Here is a 20,761-nt window from a genome sequence, read left to right as displayed (position 1 = left end):
ATGCGGAACTGGACCGCCGCGCGCTCGCGCGGCGGTCCCGGGGTCGTCAGTTGGCTTGGGCGGTCGGCGGCGCGGCAGGCTGGGCGGCCTGCTGCAACTCGCGCTCGGGGAACACGCGCTGGGCGGCGATCTCGTCCTCGAACTTCTGGAGGGTGTTCTCCAGGCGCACGCGGTAGAGGCCGGTCAGGGGCTCGCCGGAGGCGGCCTTCTTGCCCAGGTTCATGTCGCCGTAGTCCTTGAGGATCGCCTTGCCGATCGTCACCAGCTCGCGATTGCGGTCGGCGGCGGTCTGCAGGGCGCGCTTGGCGGTGTCGGCCTCGGCGGCCTTGACCTCCAGCTCGGCGATCCGCTGTTCGGCGGCGCGCAGGTTGCTGGTGGCCGTGCTCAGCTGTTCGTTGCGCTGGGCCAGGACCCCGATGATCTGCTCGGCCTGTTCGCGAACGATGCACTCGCCGGCCTTGGCCGCCCGGGTGACCGGGGCGGAAGCCGGCCCGGAAGCCGTCTGGGCTCCCGCCGTGACGGCCGCGCCGGCGGCCAGGCTGACCGCGCAGAGGGCGATGGTGGTGAGGGTCTTCATCACGGGCTCCGGCGCTAGAATTTGACGGTGAGGTCGAGCTGGGCGGTGTCGCTGTCGATCGAGTCCGCGCGCGCCCCGGTGAGGGGATCGATCAGGTCGATCGTGCGGGCCGAGAACCAGCTGGCCTCCAGCGCCAGACGCTCGCTCAGGCCGATCGCGCCGCGGATCACGAAGCCTTCCTGGTCGGTGCCGCCCAGGCCGAAGTCGCTGTCGGTGAACAGGTCGAGCGTGGCGTCGGCCTCGATGTGGCGGTAGCCGGCGCTGAACTGCCAGTCGCCGCGCATGTCGATCTTGGGGCTGCCGATCGTGCCGCGGATATGCCAGGCGGTGTCGCCGCTGCTGGCCGGCACGCCGTAGGTGGTGCGCAGCTTGTTTTCGTCGAAGGCGGTGTTGACCAGGCCCTCGGCGTCGAAGGCCAGGGTCAGCACGTCGGTCAGCTTGAACTCGGCGCGCGCCGTGACCGCCGCCACTTCGTAGCCCGAGGCCAGGCCGAACAGCACGGTGTTGGGCGTGGTGTTGTCGCGGCGCACGTTGAACAGCGAGTTGCCGTACTGCACGCGGCGCGGCGTGGTCTCGTCATTGTCACGCAGGCCCAGGGTGTTGAAGCGGCCTTGGACATTGTCGAAGTAGTAGTAGGCGGCCGCGGCGCGGAACTTCATCCGCTCGGTCGGCTGGTAGGAAGCACCCAGCTGCACGGCGTACAGCACCTTGTCCTCGGTCTTGGTCGAAAACTCGTCCAGCGGGAAGGCGCCGACCGTGCCGAACACATGCGGAGCGCTGTAGTGGTCGCCCAGGGCGATGTCGGTGCTCAGCGCCACGCCGTCGAACTGCACGTCGCGGTCCCACATGATCTCGGTGGCGAAGAACGGATTGTCGAACTTGCCGAAGATCGCCGAGGTGTTGCGCAGCAGCGGGCTCTCCTGGAACGGCGAGACCTTGATGAAGGCGCGGTCCAGATTGACGTTCACCTTGTCGAAGTTGGGCGACAGGGTCTCGTTGGTGGAGGTCGGGTCGGCGACGTCGCCGGTCACGAAGCGCAGGCCGGCCTGAACGCTGTCGCTGACCTTGGCGTCGACCGCCAGGCGGCCCCGGACGCGGCTGCGGAAGCGGCCGTCGGTGGTCGACAGGAACGGCGGCGTGGCCAGTTCGGAGATGCCGCCGCGATTGCGGATCTCGGTCACGTTGGGGATCAGCGGCGTGTTGCCGTCGCCGAAGTTCTTCCACTCGCCGCGAACGCGCATGTCGCCCGACAGGGTGAAACGGTCCAGCCAGTTGGGCAGGACGCCGGGCTGGGCCCAGTTCTCCTGGCGGGCCGTGTTCATGACATCGGCCTTGACCTCTTCCTTGATCTCCGTGCGCAGAGCCTCGGGCACATAAGGCACCCGGACGACGTCGGAGCGCTGCTCGGCCCGCTTGCGGGCCTCGCCCAGCACCGCGTCGGCGTCGGTCTGGCTCAGCACGCCCTTGTCCACCAGCACCTGGAGGATATCGAGCGTCGAAGGATCGGTCGGCCGCGTCTGGGCGGTTGCGACACCGGCGGTCAGCAGCAGGGCCCCGCTGGCGGCGCCGGCGAGCAGTCTGACGGCGAGAGAAAACTTAGACATCGTGGACTCCGTGGAGCGAGTGGGGATCGACCGTTCCCGGTCAGGACTGGCTGAGACGAATGGTGGCGACGTAGGGGACCGGCCCGCCCGCCGGGGGCGGACGATCGATGGAGGACAGGCCGCGCAGGGCCTTGGTGATGGCGCCCTCCAGCTCGGGCGGGGTGACGTTGGAGACACTGACGATCTCCAGGTCCGCCGCCGCCCCCACCCTCACCTTGATGGAGAAGGCGAAGGCTTCCTGGGCGAGGGCCTTGTCCTGGCGCAGACGCCGCATGATCAGATTCTTGATCGTGTCGGCGTAGGCGCGGGACGCGGCGTTTCCGGACGCGACGCCGCCGATCAGCGGCCCCTTGCCCGTTCCCCCCTGCCCTCGCGCCCCGCCGGCGAACGGCGAGGACGAGGCGGTGGGATCCTGCAGCAGGCTGGCCAGATCGCCGGCCGGCGGGTTGGTGCTGGTCGGCTGGGTGGCCGACAGCGGATCCGGCTGGACGGTCTGCGGGGTTTCCTCGGGCTTGGTCTCGGTCTGTTGCTGGACGGGCTCGGGCGGCGGCGGAGGCGGTGGCGGCGGTTCGGAGATGTCGAACATCTCGACCTCCTCGGTCCGCACTCGGTCCTCGACCTTGCCGAGGCCGAGCAGCCACCAGCACAGGGCCGCGAGGACCAGGCCGCCGATCACCAGCGCCGCCGGTATCGTCCACCGTCCCGGCGAGGGTCTGGGGTTGGGTTTCATGCTGGGTTACTCGAACGGGCGGCGATCAGGCGGCGGGCTTTTCGGCCGGCAAGCCGATCTTGGTGATCCCCACGCCCTTCACGACGTCGAGAACCTCCATGACCTTGCCGTAGTCCGTCGCCGTGTCCCCGCGGATGACCACCGGCACGTCCGGGTTCTCGGCGAAGCGCGCGCGCATCTCCTCGGTCAGCTCGGGCACGGTGGTCGGGGCGCCGTTGAGGTAGACCTCGCCGGAGGCCGCCACGCTGATCGCCTGGGTCTGGCTGACCTCGAGGGTCTGCCGGTTCGAGGCCTGGGGCAGGTCGAGCTCGATGCCCGACACCTGGGCCGTCGCCATCAGGATGAACACGACGATCAGCACGTAGGCCAGGTCGAGCATCGGAACGATGTTGACCTCGTCGTAGATGGCGTCTTCGTCTTGGATCTTGGCCATGGTCGCCCCCTACGCGCCGTACTGGACGGAAAGGCGCGCGACGAGGGTGTCGGCGAACGAGCGGGTGGTGGCGTTGATCCTTTTGATCCGTGTAAGGATGATGTTGTATCCGAACAGGGCGGGGATCGCGACGAACAGGCCGGCGGCGGTGGCCAGCAGGGCGGCGGCGACGCCGGGGGCGATCGAGTTGACGTTGACATTGCCCTCGGCCGCGATGGCCGCGAAGGTGATCATCACCCCGATCACCGTGCCCAGCAGGCCCAGGAACGGACCGCCGGAAACCGCCAGGGTCAGCAGCACCATGCCTTGCGACAGCTTGTAGGACTGGTCCGACAGCACCCCGTCGATCCGCGCCTTGAGGGCCTCGATGGCGCCGACCGACAACCGGGCCGAGCCCGACTTGGCCAGGGCATCCAGCTCGCTCATGCCCGCCAGGTAGATTTCCGAGAGGGTCGAGTCGCGCTCGTGCGCGGCTTCGTCGCGCAGGGACGCCGCCTTCAGGTCGGCGGCGGCGCCGTAGGCCTCGCGGAAGAAAGCGTTCTGCTTCTCGATCTTGCCGACCAGCGAGGACTTGGTGACCATCACCCAGATGGCGATGGCCAGCAGGATCCCGCAGAGCCCGATCACCACCCAGCCTTCCAGCGTCACGTTGGTGACGACGGTGACGAAGTAGCCCAGCTCGAACTTGCCCGACCGCGCGGCTTCGGCGCCGAACGTCACCAGACCTCGGCCATTGTCCGACAGGGCCACGGCGTTGACATAGGGCGCCGACCGCTCGGCGGCGGCGTAGCGGACGTTGTCGATCTGGCCGGTGAAGCCCTGACCCAGGATCAGGTCGTCGCTCAGCGCCGGGGTCGCGCCCTGGCCGCTGCCGGCCAGCTTGCCGCCCACATAGAGGTCGATCATACCGTTGGCGCGGCCGACCAGGGCCACGTGAGTCCAGGCGCCGGGCGCCACCGGCGTGGCGCCGACGACCTGGGTCCCGCCGACCTGGGCGACCACCTGGCCGCCGGCCAGGCCGAGGTTCAGCCCCGCGCGTTGCGCCAGTACGGCGTTCTGCGCCTGAGCGGGCTTGACCCACATCATCAGGGTGAAGGGCGCGCCCGCCGTCGCGGTCAGACTGGTGGAGGCGGCGATGCGGACCGGCGCGCCGGTCAGACTGGCCGATTGGCCCGCAAAGCCCGGCGCGGTGGCGACCGCGCCGACCACGTCGTTGCCGTTGCGGGTGCGGTCCTTGGCGCCGTCGGTGAAGTCCAGGGCCAGCAGCTCGGAGCTGTCGAACACGGCGGCCGAATTGGCCACCGACTTGGCGTCGCCGCCGTAATAGAGGTGGTAGGTCTGGCTCGACTTGGGATCCAGGCTCGTGCCCTTGACCCAGACCACGGCCAGGCCGGCCTTGGGGTCGATGCTCTCGACATAGTGCTCGACGCGCTTGCCGTCGGGACCGGTGACCCGCAGGTCCGAACCGTCTTCCTTCAGGTCGCCGAACGCCACGGTCTGCTCGGAGAGCCGCAGGGCGAAGGGGAAGGTCGGCGTCGTCGCGTCCAGGCCCGCGCCCTTGGGCCCGGGATTGACCACGATCTCCTTGCGGATCTTCAGTTTATCGTCGAACCACTCGCCGTCAGCCGCCACAGCGGCCTGAAAAGACGTAAAAGCCGAGAAGGCGGCAATCAGACCTAAGAGATGTTTCCTGTTCATTTTCCGCCTCAATACTTGACGCCAATTTTCACGTGCAGGCGAAGGTCGCCCACGTCGTCTGGAACCGGTGATCCGGAGCCGCTGGGGTCTTCCTGGAACTGGTAGGCAAGGTCGAGTTGGCCATAGAGGGCCTCGCGCACCTCGAACCGGGTCGAGACGCCGACGCTGGCCAGCCAGAACTCGGATTCTTCACCCGGCAGCGGCCGGTTCAGGAACGTGCCGCCGCCTTCGGCGAAGACGCCCAGCTTCCAGTCGACGGCCTTGTCGATCGCCGCGCCGGCCCAGCTCATCGGGACCTTGCGATTGACCTCGGCGGCCAGTCGGAAGCCGCTGTCGCCCAGCACCTCGGCCTCGCGGAAGCCGCGCACGCTGTTGGCGCCGCCCAGCACGAACTGTTCGTTGGAGATCAGCGGCACGGCCGACAGCTGCCAGTCGAACGAGAGCTTGGCTTCCCAGGTCTCGGGGAACCGGCGGGTGTAGTTGGCCGCGCCGGACAGGAAGAAGAAGCTGGCCTCGGAGTCGGCGCGCTTGCCCGGATGGCTCTGGTCGCCCGGCTTCAGCGGATCGTCCGGCTGGCCGCCGAATTCGTCCTGGTCGCCGACCACGCCGTCGAAGGCGAAGGTGGCGCCCAGCGTGATCTCGTAGTTGGACTTGGCGTTGCCGCCGAGCAGCCGGTACTGGCCGGTGAACGGCAGGTAGGTGACCGGGGTGTCGAAGGTCAGCAGTTGGCCGGTGGCCGGATCGATCAGGCCGATCTGGTCCATGTAGTCCTTGAAGTCGAAGCCGAAGAGCAGCGACTGGACCGTGCCCTTGGGCGAGCCGCCCAGGGTGCGGATGACCCGCGCGCCGGCCATGAAGCCGTCGCCCAGGACCGCCAGGCCGCCGATCGTGGCCACGTCGGTGTTGGATTGCACGGCATAGGCCAGCAGGCTGGTGCGGCCATAGCCGATCGGCGCGTAGTACGAACCGGACCAGACCTGGATCTGGCTGGGCTCCTCGGGCGCGGTCTGGAAGAACAGGTTGGCGCTGTGGGCGCGCTGCCAGAGGTTGTCGTAGTGCACCGAGGCGTTGGCGCGCCAGCGCTCGGTCGAGCGGTTGTACTGGTCGTTGAGCTCCAGCGAGGCGCCCCACGGACGCTTGTCCTCGACCATCAGGTCGACATCGACGGTGCCCGGCGCCTGACCGGCGCGGAACTCCGGCGTGATGGTGCGGGTGGTGCGGCTGTTGGCGTCGCCCAGTTCCTTCTGCAGGGACGGCACGTTGGGCACCGCGCCCTCGGCCAGGCCCGGCAGGGCGCTCTTGATCTCGCTGGGCAGCACGTAGCGGGCGCCGCGCACCCGGACCTGGTCGACCTTGCCCTCGACCACCGCCAGCTTGACGATCCCGCTGCGGACGTCCTGAGCCGGCACCTCGACCACGACCGTGGCGTAGCCGCCGTCGCGATAGGCCTTCTCCAGCGCGCCACGGGCGGCCTCGACGTCCGGCACGCCCTTGCCGAAGCCGGTGTAGGGCGTCAGGGCGCGTTGAATGGCGACCGCGCCGAGCACCGAATTGCCCGAAACCTCGAACTCCATGACGTCGAAGCGCAGGTCGTTCTGTTCGCCGTTGGCCGTGGCGATCGGCGCGTCGGCGTCCTGGGCCAGGGCCGGCACGGCGGCGCAAAGAGCGGCGGCGGCCGAGGCGGCGCACAATGCGCCGCGCAACGATGCGGACAAGACCTTGCTGCCATGGACCAAGACCATGGCGGTTCTCTCAGCGATCATTTCGCCCCCGACCCTCAAAAACGCGACAGCGCCGGGGTGATGCGAAACGATCGCCCCCGACCGATGGGGCAGCTGCTAGCAGTCGATTACGACATCCATAATACTATACTATAGTATAGAGATTTTATAATTTAACCTACAACGCAGATAAGCCCGCCGATTGGCGAGCTTCTCAATGTAATTCAGCTTCAATCAATGCAAAATTACTACCTTCAAGGCAGTAATTACATTCCCTAAACCTTAGAATTCAACTCAAAAGGCCCGTCAGAGATTGGAATCTGGCCACCGCGCCGGAAGTTTTGCTGACACCCAACTTTTTTCGAATACCCGCGAGATGAAACTTGATGGTCGCCTCGGCGACCCCCAGCTCGCGCGCCACGGCCAGGGCGGTGAGGCCGCTGGCCGTCAGGTGCAGGATCTCGCGTTCACGTCGCGAAAGGTCCGGCGGCATGACCTGGGGCGACAGCACCTCGCACAGTCGGGCATGGAAACGCGACACCGCGACCTGCCAGCGATCCAGCCCGTCACCGGCGAAGGCCGACAGCCGCGACATGGCGCAGAACCCCGTGACCACGGTCGCCCTCTGGATGGGCCCGCGCACCGACAGGGACACGCCGCCCTCGATGCCGGCCGCGGCCAGCCGCTCCATCGCGCGGCGCGCCGTCACACCCTGCTCGCCGGGCCATTCGGACGTCGTCCAGCGGAACGGTCGGCTGCGGCCAAGGGCGTAGGCCTCCACGGGCCAGGCGCGTCGAAAGGCGCTCTCGGCCATCAAGGCCGACACCGCGCCATCCAGCGTGTGGCGCTCATGGCCGTCCGCGTGACCGTGCCCCTCAATGAAGTGACGGCAGAGAACATCACTGAAGCCGGCGCTCGCGGCGCTCGCTTCCAGCACGTCGAAACAGGCGGCGAAGTCCGACGTCTCGGCCAGGGCCGCATCCAACGCCAGAGACGCGCCGCTCGCGGCAACGCCTGCCCGCCCTTGTCCTGCTGTCGCCATCGAAGCCTCCTGCCCTATGGACGAGACGGCTCCGGCGAATGCGCAAAGAAAGCGGCGGGCGGGTCCCATGGACGTTCCCGCGCGCCTCGCCCGGTCAGCCCAGGACGACGATGTCGCCGGGCAGCCGCACGATGCGGACATCCAGCGATCGGGCGAAGTTGGTCAAGGCGCCGTCGATGCGGTCCAGGTGCACGACGCCGCTGATCCGCCGGGTGGCCAGGGCCTTGTCGCGCAGCACGATCCGCCCCTTGCGGTAGCGATTGAGCTCGCCGATCACCTCGATCAACGGACGATCCTTGTAGACCAGCTGGCCGACCCGCCAGGCCGTCGTCTCCACGGTGTCGCGCACCTGGCTCAGCACAGCTCGCGGCCCGTCCAGGCTCAGCAGGCTGTTGGGCGCCAGGGCGAAGTCCTGGTCGCCGCGCGTCACCACCATGTCGCCCTTCATGCACAGGACGCTGACCTGCTGGCCCTGGCGGCGCAACAGGAACTCGGCGGCGCGGGCGATGGCCACGGCCTCCCCAGCCCTGGCGACGAACCGCCCCGCGGAAGAGGCGCCGGCCAGCGTGATCAGCACCTCGCCGCTCATCAGCTCCAGCCCGTTTTCGCCGGCCTGGTTCCAGACCCGCGCGTGGGTCGCGGTGTTGAGCTCGGCCACCGCGCCCGGCGCGATCGCGACGCGGCGGCGCTGTCCCTTCTCGGTGACGAACACCGTGCCGGGCATGGCGTCCTGGCGCTGCGTCCCTCCGGCCAGATACACGCCCGCGACGGCGCAGGCGGCGATCAGGCCGCCGCCGCCTATCATGGCGCGACGGGACATCGACGGACGGCGCAGCGGCACGACCCTGGCGTCGGCGCTGGCCTGCAGGGCCGGCCCAAGCCGCGCCCAAAGCCGCCGCGCGCGGTCGAAGGCGTGCTCGGCGTCGGGCGAGCTGGCCCGCCAGCTGGCCAGTCTTCGCAAGTCCAGTTCGGTCGCGCCCCCCGATTTCAGGCGCGCGATCCAGGCGCGCGCCTGCGCATCCAGATCCGCGTCTGGCAGTCCCCCGGGGCTGTCGCGTCTAATGTCCATCATCCAGTGCTCGCGACCATTCTCTTATCTAGACGAACCGGCGTCGGGATTTACGAAGCCGATCTTTTCCAGCGACGCCAAATGATCGGCGCAGTGATCCAGGGCGTGTCTCAATTCCATCTCCACCGTCCGCTTCGAAAGCCCCATCGCCAAGGCGATGTCGGCGCAGGAGCGGCCCTCCAGGCGGGCGGCGGCCAGGATCGCCCGGCGGCGTGGCGTCAACCGGGCCAACGCCTCTTCGACCGCGCTCAGCTCCAGCCGCGCCATCGCCGCGCGCTCGGGTCCGGGGTCGGGATCGGGAAGGGCCAGGACGGCGTCGATGTCGATCGCCGAGGCCAGGCGCGCGCCGGCGCGCTTGCGGTCGATCGCGATGTTCATCGCCATGCGCGACAGATAGGCTCTGGCGTCCCGGACCTGCCCCACCTCGCCCTCGCGCGACAGCCGCAGCCAGGTCTCGTTCAGCGCCTCGTCGGCCAGGTCCTGCGAACGCAACCGCCCCCGCAGCCGCGTCCGCAGCTCCGGATACAGCCGCATGAACCAGCCCATCAGCACGTCGCGGTTCATCGGCCAGGCAACCTGAACGGCATGGCCAGCTCGACCTCGACCGGCGCGGGGAACTGGCTCGGCACGCCCGGCATCGGCTCGGCGCGCCAAAGGGTCTCCAGCGCGGCGCGATCCAGGGCGGGGTCGGGCGAACGCTCCGCGACCCACGCCTCCTCGACATTCCCCGTCCGACTCACGCGAAAGCGCACGACCACGACGCCCTCGGCCCGTCGCGGGATCGCGTCGGCGGGATATCGGCGAAAGGGCCGGATGTGCCTTTGCAATGCGCGCTGATAGGCGTTGTCGGCCGCCGCCCCCTCCGAGGACGCCCTGTCCAGGCCGTCGAGCGCGCCGCTCGCCTCGCCCGTCTGGGTCGAGGGCGGGGCGACCTGGGAAAGTTCGGGCGTGGATTGGCCGTCGCTCCCCCGCCCGCCGCCCGCGCCATCGCCGGACGAGACCGGCGCCGGGCTTTGCGCCGGCTTCCGTCCGGTCGTCGGAGCGCCGCCCGACGCGGCCTCGACGCGACCGCCCTGGCGCGCGGCCTGCGGCGTTCCGTCGGCGCTGACCAGCAGCATGTCCATGGTCCACGACCGCGGTTCCAGTCCCTGGCGACGCCCGAGGAACGACCAAAGCATCGCGCCATGCACCAGCAGGGTCACGCCCAGCGCCACGGCGATGCGACGTCCGCGCCCCGACGACGCCCCGCCCTGTCTCCCGGTTCGAGACACTGCTCCTGCCCAAACCGCCATCACATCGCGCTGATGCGCATCCTGATCGGCTGGGGCATGGCGGTGGGCGGCAGGCTGACCATGTGCAACTCGGCCAAGGCCTGCTCGATCAGCATCCGCGTTTCGGCCTGCTCCTCCGGACCCACGGCCTCCAGGCGCGTGACCGCGCCGGCGGAGTCCAGCCAGACATAGAGTTGCAGCTCGTACTTGCGGCCCTTCAGCGCGGTCTGCCCCCGCAGCTTGCGGAAACATTCCTCCAGCAGCATCGAGCCGTACCAGGCGTAGTCGCTGGACCGCGCCTTTCCGATCACCGGCGCGGTGACCACCATGTCGTCCAGCCGCATGTCGGGCCGCGCGTCCGGCGAACGGCGCACGAGGGTGAAGGCGTCGCGCCGGGTGAAGCGCGGCGCCAGCCCGGTGCCCGCCAGCATCTGATCCAGGGCGTCCTGGGGCGTCGAGGCGCTGACCGGGCGCGAGGTCAGGCCATGGGCCAGGCGCTCGTCGTAATTGACATGAAAGCCGGACTGCTCGGCCAGCCGCGCCAGCGCCTCGGACAACGGAAGGCTCGGATAGGCGTAGACCGCCGTCGCGGCCGGGGCCGCCATCACGGGCGCGAACGGCGCCGCCATGGCGAACGCCAGCGCGCACGCTCCAAACCCTGTGCGAAAGATAGACCCTGACATCGGCACCGGCCCCGCAGCGCGCCGCGAAGTGGGCTTGTTAGCGCAGGACCTTCACGGATTTGCGACAGCTATCGGCCAGGCGGCGACCCGCTCAAAAGCAGATCTTCCCAAGGTCGGAGAAGAGTCACCTTCGGCCCCGACGTCTACCTTCGCGCGCGCGTCATCAATTTTCGCGATCACCCTACGGGCGGCGAATTCGTGCAAGGGGATCGATACGCGTGAGCCTCGCTCATTCCTGGACGATCATGGCCCTGGCGGTCGCGCCCTGCGTCGGCAGCTTCGTCGGACTGCTCACGTTGCGGCTGCCGGCGGGGCGGGCCTGGATCGTCGGGAGATCGGCTTGCGACACCTGCCGACGCCCCCTGGGGATCGTCGACCTGGCGCCCATTGTCAGCTTCCAAGTAGCTCGTCGGTTGCGTTGCGAGCGTGCTGTAGGCGAAATCGACCGAGGCATAGGGCGCCTGAGCGGGCTTGCCCGGCGTGTCGTTACCCGTGAACTCGGCTTGCGCCAGGGCGAACCCGCCTGACCCGTTCTGGACATACCGATAGAGCACGTAGTTGCCGAACGTGTCCGTGGTTCGGCTAAGCGCGTAGAGGAGCGCTGAGCCATCGGCGAGTCTGATGGTGCTGTCGGGCGTTCCTCCGTAGACGAGCTTTACGCCGCCCTTGCGCTGAACAGTGAAGACCCTGGCTGCACCGTTCCTCTGCTCGACAACGCGACTGCCGTCGTCATTGCGCAGGCGATATTCGATGCGCTGGCCACCGCCGCCCGGCTGGGCCGTGATCACCACCAGGCGCTGGCCATCCAGATAGAGCGCGTCTTCAGTGGTCAGACGCACGCCGTCTGCGGCCCCGTCTTCGAAAATGGACTTGCCACCCCGGGTGATGACGGAAAGGCCAGTAACCGTCCACCCCGCGCCCAGCGCGCCCGCCGTATTCTGGCTGTCGTAGCTCAGCGCCAGGAGCGGAGCGGTGCCTCCGGCTCCAGGGGGCAGCTGTATCGGTATCGAATAGGAGGCGCTGCCGCCGGCTCCGATCCTGAAGCTTCCCGGAAGAGAGGGCCTGTCGTCAGCGCTCGCGAGCGCTGGCGCAAAACACGCCAGTGCAGCCAACACCGCCAGGAATTTTTGCCCCAATCCCACATAACGAAGTTCATCGAACTTGGTTTGGTTGTAAATGGAAAATTAACAACCCTTAGGTCGTCGCCACAAAATCGGGCAGACCCGCACGCTCGGCGGCGTCGACATGGAGATCGCACAACACCGTTCGCCCTGGTTCGCCCTGGTTCGCCCCAGCCTGTTGGCAGATGAGTTGGTCGCGCAACATCTCAGCGCTCACGGCTGATGGTCCCTCGGCAGCGCTGAAGAGCATTGCACCGCTGGATATCTTTTCCCTGCTGATCGGTTGGAACGGCTTGCCTGCCGACGTGTGGTATCGGAGCATTGCACAGTCTTAGGGGGATCTCGAACATGATATGCAATTCCAAGACCTCTGATCCGCTGCTCAGGCTGTTCCTGGATATGCGGATCAATCCCATCAAGATCGCGCGCCGGGAGTCGGCCCTTAGCCGGATCTACGTGATCGGCGACCGGAAGTCGGGCATGCTGGAGACCTGGGATCTAAAGAACGCGATCACGCCGCCGCCGTCAAAGCTGCCCGGAGAGCGGGTCACGACCTCCAAGACCCAGGTACTCAACACGACGATGACGAGCGCAATGGAGATCGAGGATTCCACGAATATTCTGGCCCGCATTCCGCTGATCGGGGGGCTGGTCGACAAGGTCGCCGTCACCGCCAAACTCAAGGCCAAAAAGGCCAGCAAGGCCTCTTTCAAGCTCGTTGCGCCCGCCTGCGAACGCCTCAAGTTCGACGAAGCCTACAAGGTGCTCTCCGCCAGCCGCTTTTCGGATCTTTTCCAAGGCTCATTGCAAGGGCGCAAGGCCTACCTCGTGACCGGCGCCTGGTCGGCCCGCGGTCTGGAGGTGCAGGTGCTCGACGATCGCAATCACGACATCGACGTGTCTGCGGAAATGGGTGAGATCGCTGAGGCCGGCCAGGGCCTGTCGGTCGTCAGAAAGCGCGAGGCGGAGATCTATTTTTCGGCCAAAGAACCGCTCTATTTCGGGCTGGAGTTGATGCTGCTGGAAGAGCAGGAGGACGGAACTCTGCGTCTTCGTGACATGCGGCCGGAGAATATCTACGCGAGCGAGGACAATCAGGCCGTCGTCGAGGCCGCACTCGCTGAGCTCTGGTCGGATAGCGACGAAGACGTCCTGCTGTCAGACGACTGGGACGGCCAATAGACGATCGGTAGTGAACCGGTGAACATCCAGGCGGTGACCATCAAGGAAGAGGTTGATGGTCACCGCACTGACTTCAGGTCCCGCGAAATCGAATTCAAAATCACAGGTCGCCAAGACTTCATCCGGCTCTGATGCGCTGTGCTGGACAACGTTTTCAAAGCGCTGTCCCAACGATCCACGGGCTTCGCTGATCTGAACCCTCAGGGTCGAGACGTCGGTGTTGGCCCATCGCGGCAGCTTCATTTGTGGATGGACGCCGTCAAGGGTGATGGGCAGCGCCGTGGACACACTAGCGCGGCCTTGGACGCGGAAAGTGGTCCCACGCTTGCTAACCTCGGATATCTCCACCTTGGACAAGAGGCTGTTGCGTCGGTCGGCCAGATAACTTTCGAGCTCTCCACGAACCGCGCGTTCCAGGGCGCTGTTGCGCGCGGGGATATCGCCCGCGGTGAATTGCTTGGGCGCACGCAGAGCAGCGATGGCGTAGGCGGCCGCCCAGCTGATCTTGTTGTCGGTGGCGAACAACTCTTCAAACAGTCTGGGCAGGATAGCGGCCAGACGACGTGAGATTGGCGCTTCGGAGACGTTCTCGGCGAGCGCCCGCTGCCCATGCTCCAACAACAGGACAATCCGATCACGACGCTCGGCCGTGTCGGCGGAAGGTGTCGTAAAGACGTGCATCAGTTCACGTTCCGCCCGAGCTATCCAATCGTGCTTCGTTTCAATGACTTTTCGGTTAACCCGCTCAGCCGGGACTGGTTCAGGTTGAGCGGAAACTTCAGCGATCTTGGAAACCACCACACGTGGACTTACCCGGGCCTCCCCCTGCGGGGATTCCCCCGCAACGCCCGCCGCCGCCCGGGGCGCGGTCGGTCGTCCGACGGGCCGGACGACGTCTCTGGAGGTCCTGCGATCACTACCCGAGTCACCGTAACGGCCGTCGGCATGCGCCGCACCCCGACGGCCGTCTCTGTCGCCGCGGTCACGGCCTTCCTCGCCGCCGCGAGCCTCGGCGGCCCAGCGTCTGTCCTGGGCCATCGGGTCATGCTCCAGCACTTCGCCTTTGAAGATCCAGGTCTTCACGCCGATGATGCCGTAGGTGGTCTTGGCTTCCGCGAAACCGTAGTCGATGTCCGCGCGCAGGGTGTGGAGCGGCACGCGACCTTCGCGATACCATTCCATCCGCGCGATCTCAGCGCCGCCGAGACGGCCCGACACGTTGATGCGGATGCCCTTGGCGCCAAGACGAACAGCCGATTGGATCGACCGCTTCATAGCGCGGCGGAAGGCGATCCGGCGCTCGAGCTGCTGGGCGACGGACTCGGCCACCAGCTGGGCGTCGGTTTCGGGCTTGCGGATCTCAACGACGTTCAGGTGAACCTCGCCTTCGGTCATCACCGACAGATCCTTGCGGAGCTTGTCGATGTCGGCGCCCTTCTTGCCGATGATGACGCCCGGACGGGCGGCATAGATCGTGACGCGGAACTTCTTGTGCGGACGCTCGATGATGACCCGCGAGACACCGGCAGGGTACAGGCGCTTCTTCAGCATCGCGCGGACCGCCAGGTCCTGGTGCAGAAGCTTGCCGTACTGTTCGCCGTCGGCGAACCAGCGGCTGTCCCAAGTACGGTTGACGCCGAGCCGCAGCCCGATCGGATTGACCTTCTGCCCCATGATCAGGCCTGCCCGGCCGTGAAGTTGAGGCCAGGCTTGGCTAGTGGAGAGTCGACATAGGGCACGTCGGCCCAGATGGCGAAGAGGAGTACGGCTGGATCGTCCTGCAGCATTTCCATCTGCGCCCTGTCAAACGCGCTTCGCACGGTTGCCCCGGCCAACAGGCCCTCGTAGGTCAGGCGACTTAGGCGCATGGCCAATTTGTACGGAACCTTGGCAAAGGGCGCGATCGCGCCTCCGATGCCCTGGTTCATGAAGGCCTCGGCGATGCTGGTATGCTCTTCAGCTAAGCGGCTGCCGCCCGAATGGCAGACATTCAGAGTGGCCAGGAGTCTGGGATTGCTTCCGAATGCCCACGCGCTGACCTTGCCGTGTTCAGCTAGGAATTTTTCACGCACATGGATGGCGACGCGCGAAGGATCATACGTCCCCGGCCTCATTTTGCCGTGGCAGTCTAAATGCAGAACTGCTTTGTTGTCGCTCGTGGCGAAGCTCCTGAGTTGCTCTTCCATCGCCGGCCGGTCGGCGGGCTTGTCGCTCAACACGCTAAGCTCTCGCCGTAGGTTAGGCGAAAGTGGGGCGTACCATCGGCGGTTGGCCGGCTGATCAGCCAAGAGATAGGTATCGTCCCATACATGGGCCAGAGAGCCGTCCTGCTCGACGGTCCAGAAAGTCTTCAACTCTTCGGGGGACCCCGCCAGGTCGTTTTCGATCGACATCGAGTCGTAGTGGGCCGGGGAGAAGAGAAAAAGATACCGAGCGCCTAGGAAGAGCTCCAGCGCTGGCGTATCATCCGGCTCGAGAGGTCCAAAATACATCAACGGCCAGGGGACGCGCGTCGCCGAGCCGGTAACACGGATCATCGGCCGGTCGGTCTGGTTGTCACTGGCCCGCTCCAACTCCAGCAGGAACTTGGTTTGCTCGTTTGGAAGGATGACGCTGTCAAACAGCGCCTTACCGGCGAGGGCCAGTTCGCCAAGCAGCGCAGCATCAAGGTCGGACACCACACCAAAATCGACGATCTTGTGAGCGGCGGCCGCTACGATATCAGCAGCGTCGCGGATATCAGCGCCAGGGGTGGCACCCCCAAACTCCTCCAAGCCCAGCTCGATTTTCAAGCGATGGGTTTCGTAGTCCCCGAAGAGCTCAATGGCGTCCCTGTCGGTGAAAACCTTCTGGCTGTTCAGCATCTGCGTCCGGCGTTTTCAGACGAAGAGGCAACCGTGCGCCAGAGCCGCTGGTGAGCTCCAGATCCACACCGCCAGCCCCCCGGCCATCGGTTGTTATCGACAGACGCGCCGGCTCTCCGATCGCGCAATCAAGCCTCCGCGGCTCGACCACACAGCCCCGCCCCCACGCCTTTAACGAGTATCTACCGCCCTTTTCGCCCGTACGTCCAGCAATACCCAGCAGCACGGAAAGATCAGTGTCGAGCCCAGCCTGCAGTGTCCACCGGCCCGGGCCTTCGCCGGGCGACCAGTCGTGCCAGGCGCGAAGCCGTGATGAGCCAAGGCCGGCGAGCCAGCGACACAAGACTGCGTCGCTGAGCTCAAGGTCGGCGATCCGCGTCCGGGGCGTCGTTACCTGCGCCGTGGAACGCGCTCCAAACAAGGCTGGCGCATCGAAACGGTGAGCGATCAGGCGCAGGTAGCGATAAGCCATGCGCGTGGAGCCCAACCCGCCCTCCCCTACCGTTTCCGCGAATGGAAAACACAATTGATCAAGGCCGGAGGTGTCCGAGAGGGCGCGCACTCGGTCAGATTGGCCAATCAGGCCCGATTGGCGAAAATAACCGTCTGCCTGCTGATAGAGCTCCTGCATCCGCGCCACCGCAGGTGTGTCCTGCGGTGAACCGCAGAGCTGGCGCGCGGCGTCAGCCGCTTCACGCGTGAAGGTCCCCAGCAGCCCGGGCGGGGCCACGCCGGCCAAATGCTCGTAGGCACGCTCTGAACGATCCAGCCGCGCCTGATGTGAGGCCTGAAATGTTGCGTGCCGCAGGGTCGCTAGGATGGTTTCCAGGCTGGTGGCGTCCCTGGGCGGTGGTGCGGTTGCAAGCCCCGAACGCCCGAAGAAAATTCCTACCACCGGGCGGGATCTCTCATCCGGCCGCACATCCATGGCCGGTTCTGCCAAGTCCGCAGCCCTGAGAGCCAAGTCGAGGTCGAGATCGATCGCGCCGTTAGCCGGCAAGGCCGGACCGAAAAGCTCAAAGCGCCCACGGTTCTGAATCTTGAGCAGGATGTGATCCTGAGGCGCTATGGTTAGCGCCCCGGTGCGGGCGTCGACGAAAAGGTGGCGAAATCGCGAAAGAAATTCCGCTGCTCGCTCTTCGTCCCTGTCCGGGCAGGCGACAATCCACAGGCTGGCTCGGCCGCGCCTCAGCAGCGGCTTGGAAAAAGGAAGGTTCAGTTGGCTGGCCATGGGGTCGGCTGGACTCCCGGCGGACATTCGCTTCGACCGAAGGATGCTGCGATTCTGAAAGCCGACGAAGGAAAGCCTGCGCAGGCTCCTTCGAACCAGGCGACCGCTCGGCCTGGTGAACATGTGCAGCTTGCCCATGACCGCGCTGTTTTACAGACTGGGTTCGCTCGGCCCGCCCAAAGTCACCGCCCGATCCAGCAACGCCGCCGCGACGATGGCCCGAAACTCGCCCAGGATCTCAGAATGGCGCCCGCGCAGATACCGCTCGATCTCGGCGTTGCCGATCAGGCGGGATAGATAGCCTGAGGCGATGACCAGGTGCAGGACATCGTCGCCATAGGAGGTCTCCAGGGCTTTGAAGCCTTGGGTCAGCGACTCCATCTCCCGCTCCATCCGCGCCATCTGCTCGCTGGTCATGCCGCCGACCTTCTTGGGCTTGTTGGCATGGACCAGATCGGTCCGGCGGGTCGCGGCCAGCAGGGCCTTGGCGTAGGCGGAGGTGTAGTTTCCGGCCGAGACCATCAGCTCGGCCACCTCGATCTGGCGCATCGGCTTCATCTTGCGAAGCGCGTCGAATGACACCGGATTGACCGCCCGGTCCTTCAGAATCTCGACGACTTCGGGCGTAACGCCCTCCAGCAGACTGCGCCGGCGCCGAATGGCCTTGGCGTCGACATTCAGGGCGCGCGCGAGCTTCTCTTCGGAAACGCCGCGCTCGATGGCGCGAACGATCATGTAGTGCTCCTGGATGGTGGCGAGCCGATTGACCCGCTTGTTATAGGTGAAGGCTTCGTCGTCGTCGGAGATCAGGCAGCGGGTCTCGCGCTCGCCCAGGTCCTTGAGGATCGCCAAGCGCACATGGCCGTCGAGCAGCATGTAGGGCCCGCCGCCGGGCGAGCGGACGACGACCAGCGGCTCGATGACGCCGACCTCGGCGACCGACTGGGCGATGCGACGAAACTTCACCGAGGTCAGGACCTTCTCGGGCGTTTTGCGCATGGGCAGGATTTCGTCGAGCCGAACCGTGACCAGGTCCTGCTCGAAGGCGGCGCGGACGGGGGCCATTTCAGGCCTCGTGGACGCCGAGGCGCTCGGCCAGGGGATTGGGCAAGGTATGCATGGCCTCGGCCCGCAAGAGGGTCACGAAGTGGTCGTCGTCCAGGAGCCGCCGCAGTCCGTTGACCACGAAGAGCAGACGGCTCTGGGCGAGTGCGGCCTTCTTGATCAGCAGCTTCTGGCGATCGGTCTCCTTGCGATAGGCCCGCACCAGGGCGTCGGCGGTGACCCGCACCCGCTCTGCCCCACCACCCCGCGCTCCGCTGTGGCCAGCCTTGCCGCTGGTCTTGCGCTGCTCGATGATCTTGCGGATCGACACCAGCTGATTGCCGGGGCAAGGCCTTGTTCTCATAGGCGTCTGCCAGGGCGCTCTGGACCTCTGCATCGCCGACCTTGGCGATCTCCATGGCGATGGTGTGGGGAATGACGCCGCGCTCGACGGCGTTGATCAAGCGCACCTCGCCGTTCTCGAGCAGGAAGACGATCGCCCAGATGTATTCGGGACTGAAGTCGGTCTTTCGGGCGATTTCAGCGATCGTGTAGCCGCGCTCCTTCAGGGCGCCGATCTCGTGGACCAGCTCCATCGGACTGTGCTGGCGACGGGCCAGGTTTTCCACCAGGCTCATGACGAAGCAGTCCTCGACCGAGGCCTCCATGACCACGGCGGGGATCTCCGTCTCGCCCAAGGCCACGAACGCCTCCAGCCGGCCCTGACCGCAGATCAGGTCAAAGCCGCCGTCGTCGCGGGCGCTGACGGTGATCGGCTTCTTGAGGCCCAGGTTGGCGATGCTGGAGACCAGTTCCTGGAAGATCCGCTTGTTGCGCGAGCGCGGGTTGAGGACGGTGATCGCCGCGATCGGGATGCGGCGAATGTGCTGATCCTGCTCGTTCATGCCGCGCTCCGCAGGCGAAAGCGCCGCGTCAGATCGAAGAACGGCTCCAGGTCATCGAAGCGATAGGCGTCGAGGAAGACGCCGTTGTCCTCGGCGAGCCTGAGCCTGGACGCTTCACCCAGGTCGATCCACGGCAGGAGATACCAGTCACGGACGGTAGCGTTGTCGGCGTTCATGCGCGCGGCGATGGTGATGTCGGGGCGCAGGCCCGCGTCGAGCCGGATCTTCCAACGACCACCGCTGGGGGTCGGGGCGCAGCGAGCGATGGCCAACGAGGTTGTGAACTCCTCGTTGACGGTCATCAGGTCGGTGACGGGGTCGACCCGCACCGTGCCGCCCAGCCCGCGGATCGCGCCCAGCGTCTGTTCGACGATCTTCGGGTGCAAGGCGCGCAGGGCGCGGTTGGTCTCCAGGTAGCGATAGTCTCGCGGGATGGCGTAGCCGACCAGTTCGTAGGCGCGCACGAGACTGCCGAACCGATGCCGGTAAGTGGAGCTGGAAGGCATGTCCTCCACCTCGTCGATGATCAGGCCGGAGAGACAGCCCGCTGCGTCAGCAACCCCGTCAAACGCTCGAGCAGCTCTTCATTGGTGAAGCGACGCGTACGCTCCTCGATGATCCGCCGCGCGGCCAGGAAGAAATCGGGATCGACGATAGCGTCGGCGCCGTCGCCCCGCACCCAGTGGTCGGGCTCGTTGACCACCCGCTTCTTCTTCAGCTTGAAGGAGACGCGATTGTAGACGTTGTTGCCGACGTACTTTTCGTTGCTCAGCACTTGGTGGACAACCCCGCGCGTCCAGGCGCGGCCCAGATCCGTCACCAGCCCTTCCTCATTGAGCAGGATGGCGATCTCGCGCTCGGACCGGCGATGCAGCACGAACATGCGGTAGATGCGCTGGACGATCTCGATCTCTTCGGCCGGCCCCGGGGCCAGAACCACGCGATCGGTCTGCAGGCTCTTCTGCTCGCCGCGGTTCAACACGCCCTTGCGCTGGCGATGCTCGTCGACCAGCACGCGGCGCAGGCCAAAACCGGCCGGCCCGCCCTGGCGAAACCCCAGGGTGATCAGGCGGCACTGTCCGGTGAAGACCTTGGCTGACAACTCGCGGCTGTACTCGCCGGCCATCGCCCGCTTCATGCTCTTGATGATGGTGGCCGAAAGGCTGCCGTCGTTTTCGAATTGCTCGGCGCAGTAGTGGACGATGATGCCGGCCTCGCGGCACTGGAATTCGTAGAAGGCGCTCTCGTCGGCGTCCTGAAAGCGGCCCCAGCGACTGACGTCGTAGACGAGGATGGCCTGAAAGTCGGCCCGGCCGGCCTTAACATCGGCGATCAGGCGCTTGAGCGCATCGCGGCCGTCCAGCCGCAGACCGCTCTTGCCCTCGTCAGCATAGGTCTGAACGATCTCGACCCCCTTGCGCGCGGCGTACCGGGCGATGATCTCGGCCTGGTTCTCGGTCGAATATTTTTGATGCTCGGTGCTCATCCGAACGTACTGAGCCGCGCGCACTGACGCTCCGGCGGGCTTTTCGTCGCAGGTTACACTTTCCATCTGTCTTCAGTCCCCCCGCCAAACGTCACCGAGC

The 20,761-nt window shown here is 66.4% G+C and carries 19 protein-coding genes and 3 pseudogenes; 2 read left to right on the top strand and 20 right to left on the bottom strand.

Going from position 1 to position 20,761, the window contains the following annotated elements; genetic code table 11:
* Positions 1-46 precede the first annotated feature (46 nt).
* From AC07OA_RS15555 to AC07OA_RS15505, 11 genes are all read right to left on the bottom strand, one after another.
* Positions 47-577, bottom strand: a complete 531-nt coding sequence (locus AC07OA_RS15555; protein ID WP_494664724.1) for a hypothetical protein — start codon at positions 575-577, stop codon at positions 47-49.
* 14 nt (positions 578-591) lie between these two features.
* Positions 592-2,181 (bottom strand): putative porin, encoded by a 1,590-nt coding sequence (locus AC07OA_RS15550; protein WP_494664723.1) that lies wholly within the window; start codon positions 2,179-2,181, stop codon positions 592-594.
* Between the two features lie 40 nt (positions 2,182-2,221).
* Positions 2,222-2,911 carry a hypothetical protein gene (locus AC07OA_RS15545; protein ID WP_494664722.1) on the bottom strand — a complete coding sequence of 230 codons (690 nt, stop codon included), beginning with the start codon at positions 2,909-2,911 and terminating at the stop codon, positions 2,222-2,224.
* Positions 2,912-2,936: 25 nt separating this feature from the next.
* A complete protein-coding gene (locus tag AC07OA_RS15540; RefSeq protein WP_494664721.1) occupies positions 2,937-3,344 on the bottom strand; it encodes an ExbD/TolR family protein in 408 nt (135 codons plus the stop codon).
* A gap of 9 nt (positions 3,345-3,353) precedes the next feature.
* Positions 3,354-4,976 (bottom strand): DUF2341 domain-containing protein, encoded by a 1,623-nt coding sequence (locus AC07OA_RS15535; protein WP_494664720.1) that lies wholly within the window; start codon positions 4,974-4,976, stop codon positions 3,354-3,356.
* A gap of 74 nt (positions 4,977-5,050) precedes the next feature.
* A complete protein-coding gene (locus tag AC07OA_RS15530) occupies positions 5,051-6,784 on the bottom strand; it encodes a ShlB/FhaC/HecB family hemolysin secretion/activation protein (protein WP_494664719.1) in 1,734 nt (577 codons plus the stop codon).
* Between the two features lie 268 nt (positions 6,785-7,052).
* Complete coding sequence (locus AC07OA_RS15525; RefSeq protein WP_494664718.1) at positions 7,053-7,805, bottom strand: helix-turn-helix transcriptional regulator; 753 nt, start codon at positions 7,803-7,805, stop codon at positions 7,053-7,055.
* Between the two features lie 94 nt (positions 7,806-7,899).
* Complete coding sequence (locus AC07OA_RS15520) at positions 7,900-8,877, bottom strand: FecR family protein (protein ID WP_494664717.1); 978 nt, start codon at positions 8,875-8,877, stop codon at positions 7,900-7,902.
* Between the two features lie 21 nt (positions 8,878-8,898).
* Positions 8,899-9,438: an RNA polymerase sigma factor gene (locus AC07OA_RS15515; protein WP_494664716.1), complete on the bottom strand. Its 540-nt coding sequence runs from the start codon at positions 9,436-9,438 to the stop codon at positions 8,899-8,901.
* On the bottom strand, positions 9,435-10,076 hold the full coding sequence (locus AC07OA_RS15510; protein WP_494664715.1) for a TonB family protein: 642 nt from the start codon (positions 10,074-10,076) through the stop codon (positions 9,435-9,437). Before AC07OA_RS15510 ends, AC07OA_RS15515 begins: the two co-directional genes overlap by 4 nt.
* Before the next feature lie 89 nt (positions 10,077-10,165).
* Positions 10,166-10,774: an STN domain-containing protein gene (locus AC07OA_RS15505; protein ID WP_494664714.1), complete on the bottom strand. Its 609-nt coding sequence runs from the start codon at positions 10,772-10,774 to the stop codon at positions 10,166-10,168.
* A 299-nt stretch (positions 10,775-11,073) separates the two neighbouring features.
* Between AC07OA_RS15505 and AC07OA_RS15500 the strand changes: the two genes are divergently transcribed.
* Entirely contained in the window at positions 11,074-11,355 is a 282-nt protein-coding gene (locus tag AC07OA_RS15500) for a prepilin peptidase (protein ID WP_494664984.1), read from the top strand.
* On the opposite strand, the pseudogene AC07OA_RS15495 reads toward AC07OA_RS15500, so the two are convergent.
* Positions 11,323-11,943, bottom strand: a pseudogene (locus AC07OA_RS15495) (SpvB/TcaC N-terminal domain-containing protein); the annotation flags it as partial. The gene AC07OA_RS15500 and the pseudogene AC07OA_RS15495 overlap by 33 nt on opposite strands.
* A gap of 354 nt (positions 11,944-12,297) precedes the next feature.
* On the opposite strand from AC07OA_RS15495, the gene AC07OA_RS15490 reads away from it, so the two are divergent.
* The gene (locus AC07OA_RS15490; protein WP_494664713.1) at positions 12,298-13,131 is read left to right on the top strand and encodes a hypothetical protein; all 834 of its coding nucleotides are present in this window, start codon (positions 12,298-12,300) and stop codon (positions 13,129-13,131) included.
* 960 nt (positions 13,132-14,091) lie between these two features.
* Here the strand turns inward: AC07OA_RS15490 and rpsC are convergent.
* From rpsC to AC07OA_RS15450, 8 genes and pseudogenes are all read right to left on the bottom strand, one after another.
* Positions 14,092-14,805: pseudogene (rpsC, locus tag AC07OA_RS15485) on the bottom strand (30S ribosomal protein S3); the annotation flags it as partial.
* 2 nt (positions 14,806-14,807) lie between these two features.
* Positions 14,808-15,995: a CHAT domain-containing protein gene (locus tag AC07OA_RS15480; RefSeq protein WP_494664712.1), complete on the bottom strand. Its 1,188-nt coding sequence runs from the start codon at positions 15,993-15,995 to the stop codon at positions 14,808-14,810.
* Complete coding sequence (locus AC07OA_RS15475; protein ID WP_494664711.1) at positions 15,952-17,364, bottom strand: hypothetical protein; 1,413 nt, start codon at positions 17,362-17,364, stop codon at positions 15,952-15,954. Before AC07OA_RS15475 ends, AC07OA_RS15480 begins: the two co-directional genes overlap by 44 nt.
* Before the next feature lie 12 nt (positions 17,365-17,376).
* Entirely contained in the window at positions 17,377-18,291 is a 915-nt protein-coding gene (locus AC07OA_RS15470) for a plasmid partitioning protein RepB C-terminal domain-containing protein (RefSeq protein ID WP_494664710.1), read from the bottom strand.
* A gap of 1 nt (position 18,292) precedes the next feature.
* Entirely contained in the window at positions 18,293-18,601 is a 309-nt protein-coding gene (locus AC07OA_RS15465; protein WP_494664709.1) for a hypothetical protein, read from the bottom strand.
* Between the two features lie 82 nt (positions 18,602-18,683).
* Positions 18,684-19,175: pseudogene (locus tag AC07OA_RS15460) on the bottom strand (ParB N-terminal domain-containing protein); the annotation flags it as partial.
* Complete coding sequence (locus tag AC07OA_RS15455) at positions 19,172-19,681, bottom strand: hypothetical protein (RefSeq protein WP_494664708.1); 510 nt, start codon at positions 19,679-19,681, stop codon at positions 19,172-19,174. The pseudogene AC07OA_RS15460 and the gene AC07OA_RS15455, both read right to left, overlap by 4 nt.
* Positions 19,682-19,701: 20 nt before the next feature.
* Entirely contained in the window at positions 19,702-20,661 is a 960-nt protein-coding gene (locus AC07OA_RS15450; protein WP_494664707.1) for a recombinase family protein, read from the bottom strand.
* Positions 20,662-20,761 lie beyond the last annotated feature (100 nt).

Source organism: Caulobacter sp. GW821-FHT09B08, assembly GCF_059418225.1.
The sequence above is the reverse complement of the archived record's forward strand: the minus strand, read 5'-3'. Positions and strand labels throughout refer to the sequence as shown.

What these genes read in the sequence shown, in the direction of transcription:
- AC07OA_RS15555 (WP_494664724.1), bottom strand. Translation starts at nt 577, where the DNA reads ATGAAGACCCTCACCACCATCGCCCTCTGCGCGGTCAGCCTGGCCGCC.
- AC07OA_RS15550 (WP_494664723.1), bottom strand. Translation starts at nt 2,181, where the DNA reads ATGTCTAAGTTTTCTCTCGCCGTCAGACTGCTCGCCGGCGCCGCCAGC.
- AC07OA_RS15545 (WP_494664722.1), bottom strand. Translation starts at nt 2,911, where the DNA reads ATGAAACCCAACCCCAGACCCTCGCCGGGACGGTGGACGATACCGGCG.
- AC07OA_RS15540 (WP_494664721.1), bottom strand. Translation starts at nt 3,344, where the DNA reads ATGGCCAAGATCCAAGACGAAGACGCCATCTACGACGAGGTCAACATC.
- AC07OA_RS15530 (WP_494664719.1), bottom strand. Translation starts at nt 6,784, where the DNA reads ATGGTCTTGGTCCATGGCAGCAAGGTCTTGTCCGCATCGTTGCGCGGC.
- AC07OA_RS15525 (WP_494664718.1), bottom strand. Translation starts at nt 7,805, where the DNA reads ATGGCGACAGCAGGACAAGGGCGGGCAGGCGTTGCCGCGAGCGGCGCG.
- AC07OA_RS15520 (WP_494664717.1), bottom strand. Translation starts at nt 8,877, where the DNA reads ATGATGGACATTAGACGCGACAGCCCCGGGGGACTGCCAGACGCGGAT.
- AC07OA_RS15515 (WP_494664716.1), bottom strand. Translation starts at nt 9,438, where the DNA reads ATGAACCGCGACGTGCTGATGGGCTGGTTCATGCGGCTGTATCCGGAG.
- AC07OA_RS15505 (WP_494664714.1), bottom strand. Translation starts at nt 10,774, where the DNA reads ATGGCGGCGCCGTTCGCGCCCGTGATGGCGGCCCCGGCCGCGACGGCG.
- AC07OA_RS15500 (WP_494664984.1), top strand. Translation starts at nt 11,074, where the DNA reads ATGGCCCTGGCGGTCGCGCCCTGCGTCGGCAGCTTCGTCGGACTGCTC.
- AC07OA_RS15490 (WP_494664713.1), top strand. Translation starts at nt 12,298, where the DNA reads ATGATATGCAATTCCAAGACCTCTGATCCGCTGCTCAGGCTGTTCCTG.
- AC07OA_RS15480 (WP_494664712.1), bottom strand. Translation starts at nt 15,995, where the DNA reads ATGCTGAACAGCCAGAAGGTTTTCACCGACAGGGACGCCATTGAGCTC.
- AC07OA_RS15475 (WP_494664711.1), bottom strand. Translation starts at nt 17,364, where the DNA reads ATGGGCAAGCTGCACATGTTCACCAGGCCGAGCGGTCGCCTGGTTCGA.
- AC07OA_RS15470 (WP_494664710.1), bottom strand. Translation starts at nt 18,291, where the DNA reads ATGGCCCCCGTCCGCGCCGCCTTCGAGCAGGACCTGGTCACGGTTCGG.
- AC07OA_RS15455 (WP_494664708.1), bottom strand. Translation starts at nt 19,681, where the DNA reads ATGCCTTCCAGCTCCACTTACCGGCATCGGTTCGGCAGTCTCGTGCGC.
- AC07OA_RS15450 (WP_494664707.1), bottom strand. Translation starts at nt 20,661, where the DNA reads ATGAGCACCGAGCATCAAAAATATTCGACCGAGAACCAGGCCGAGATC.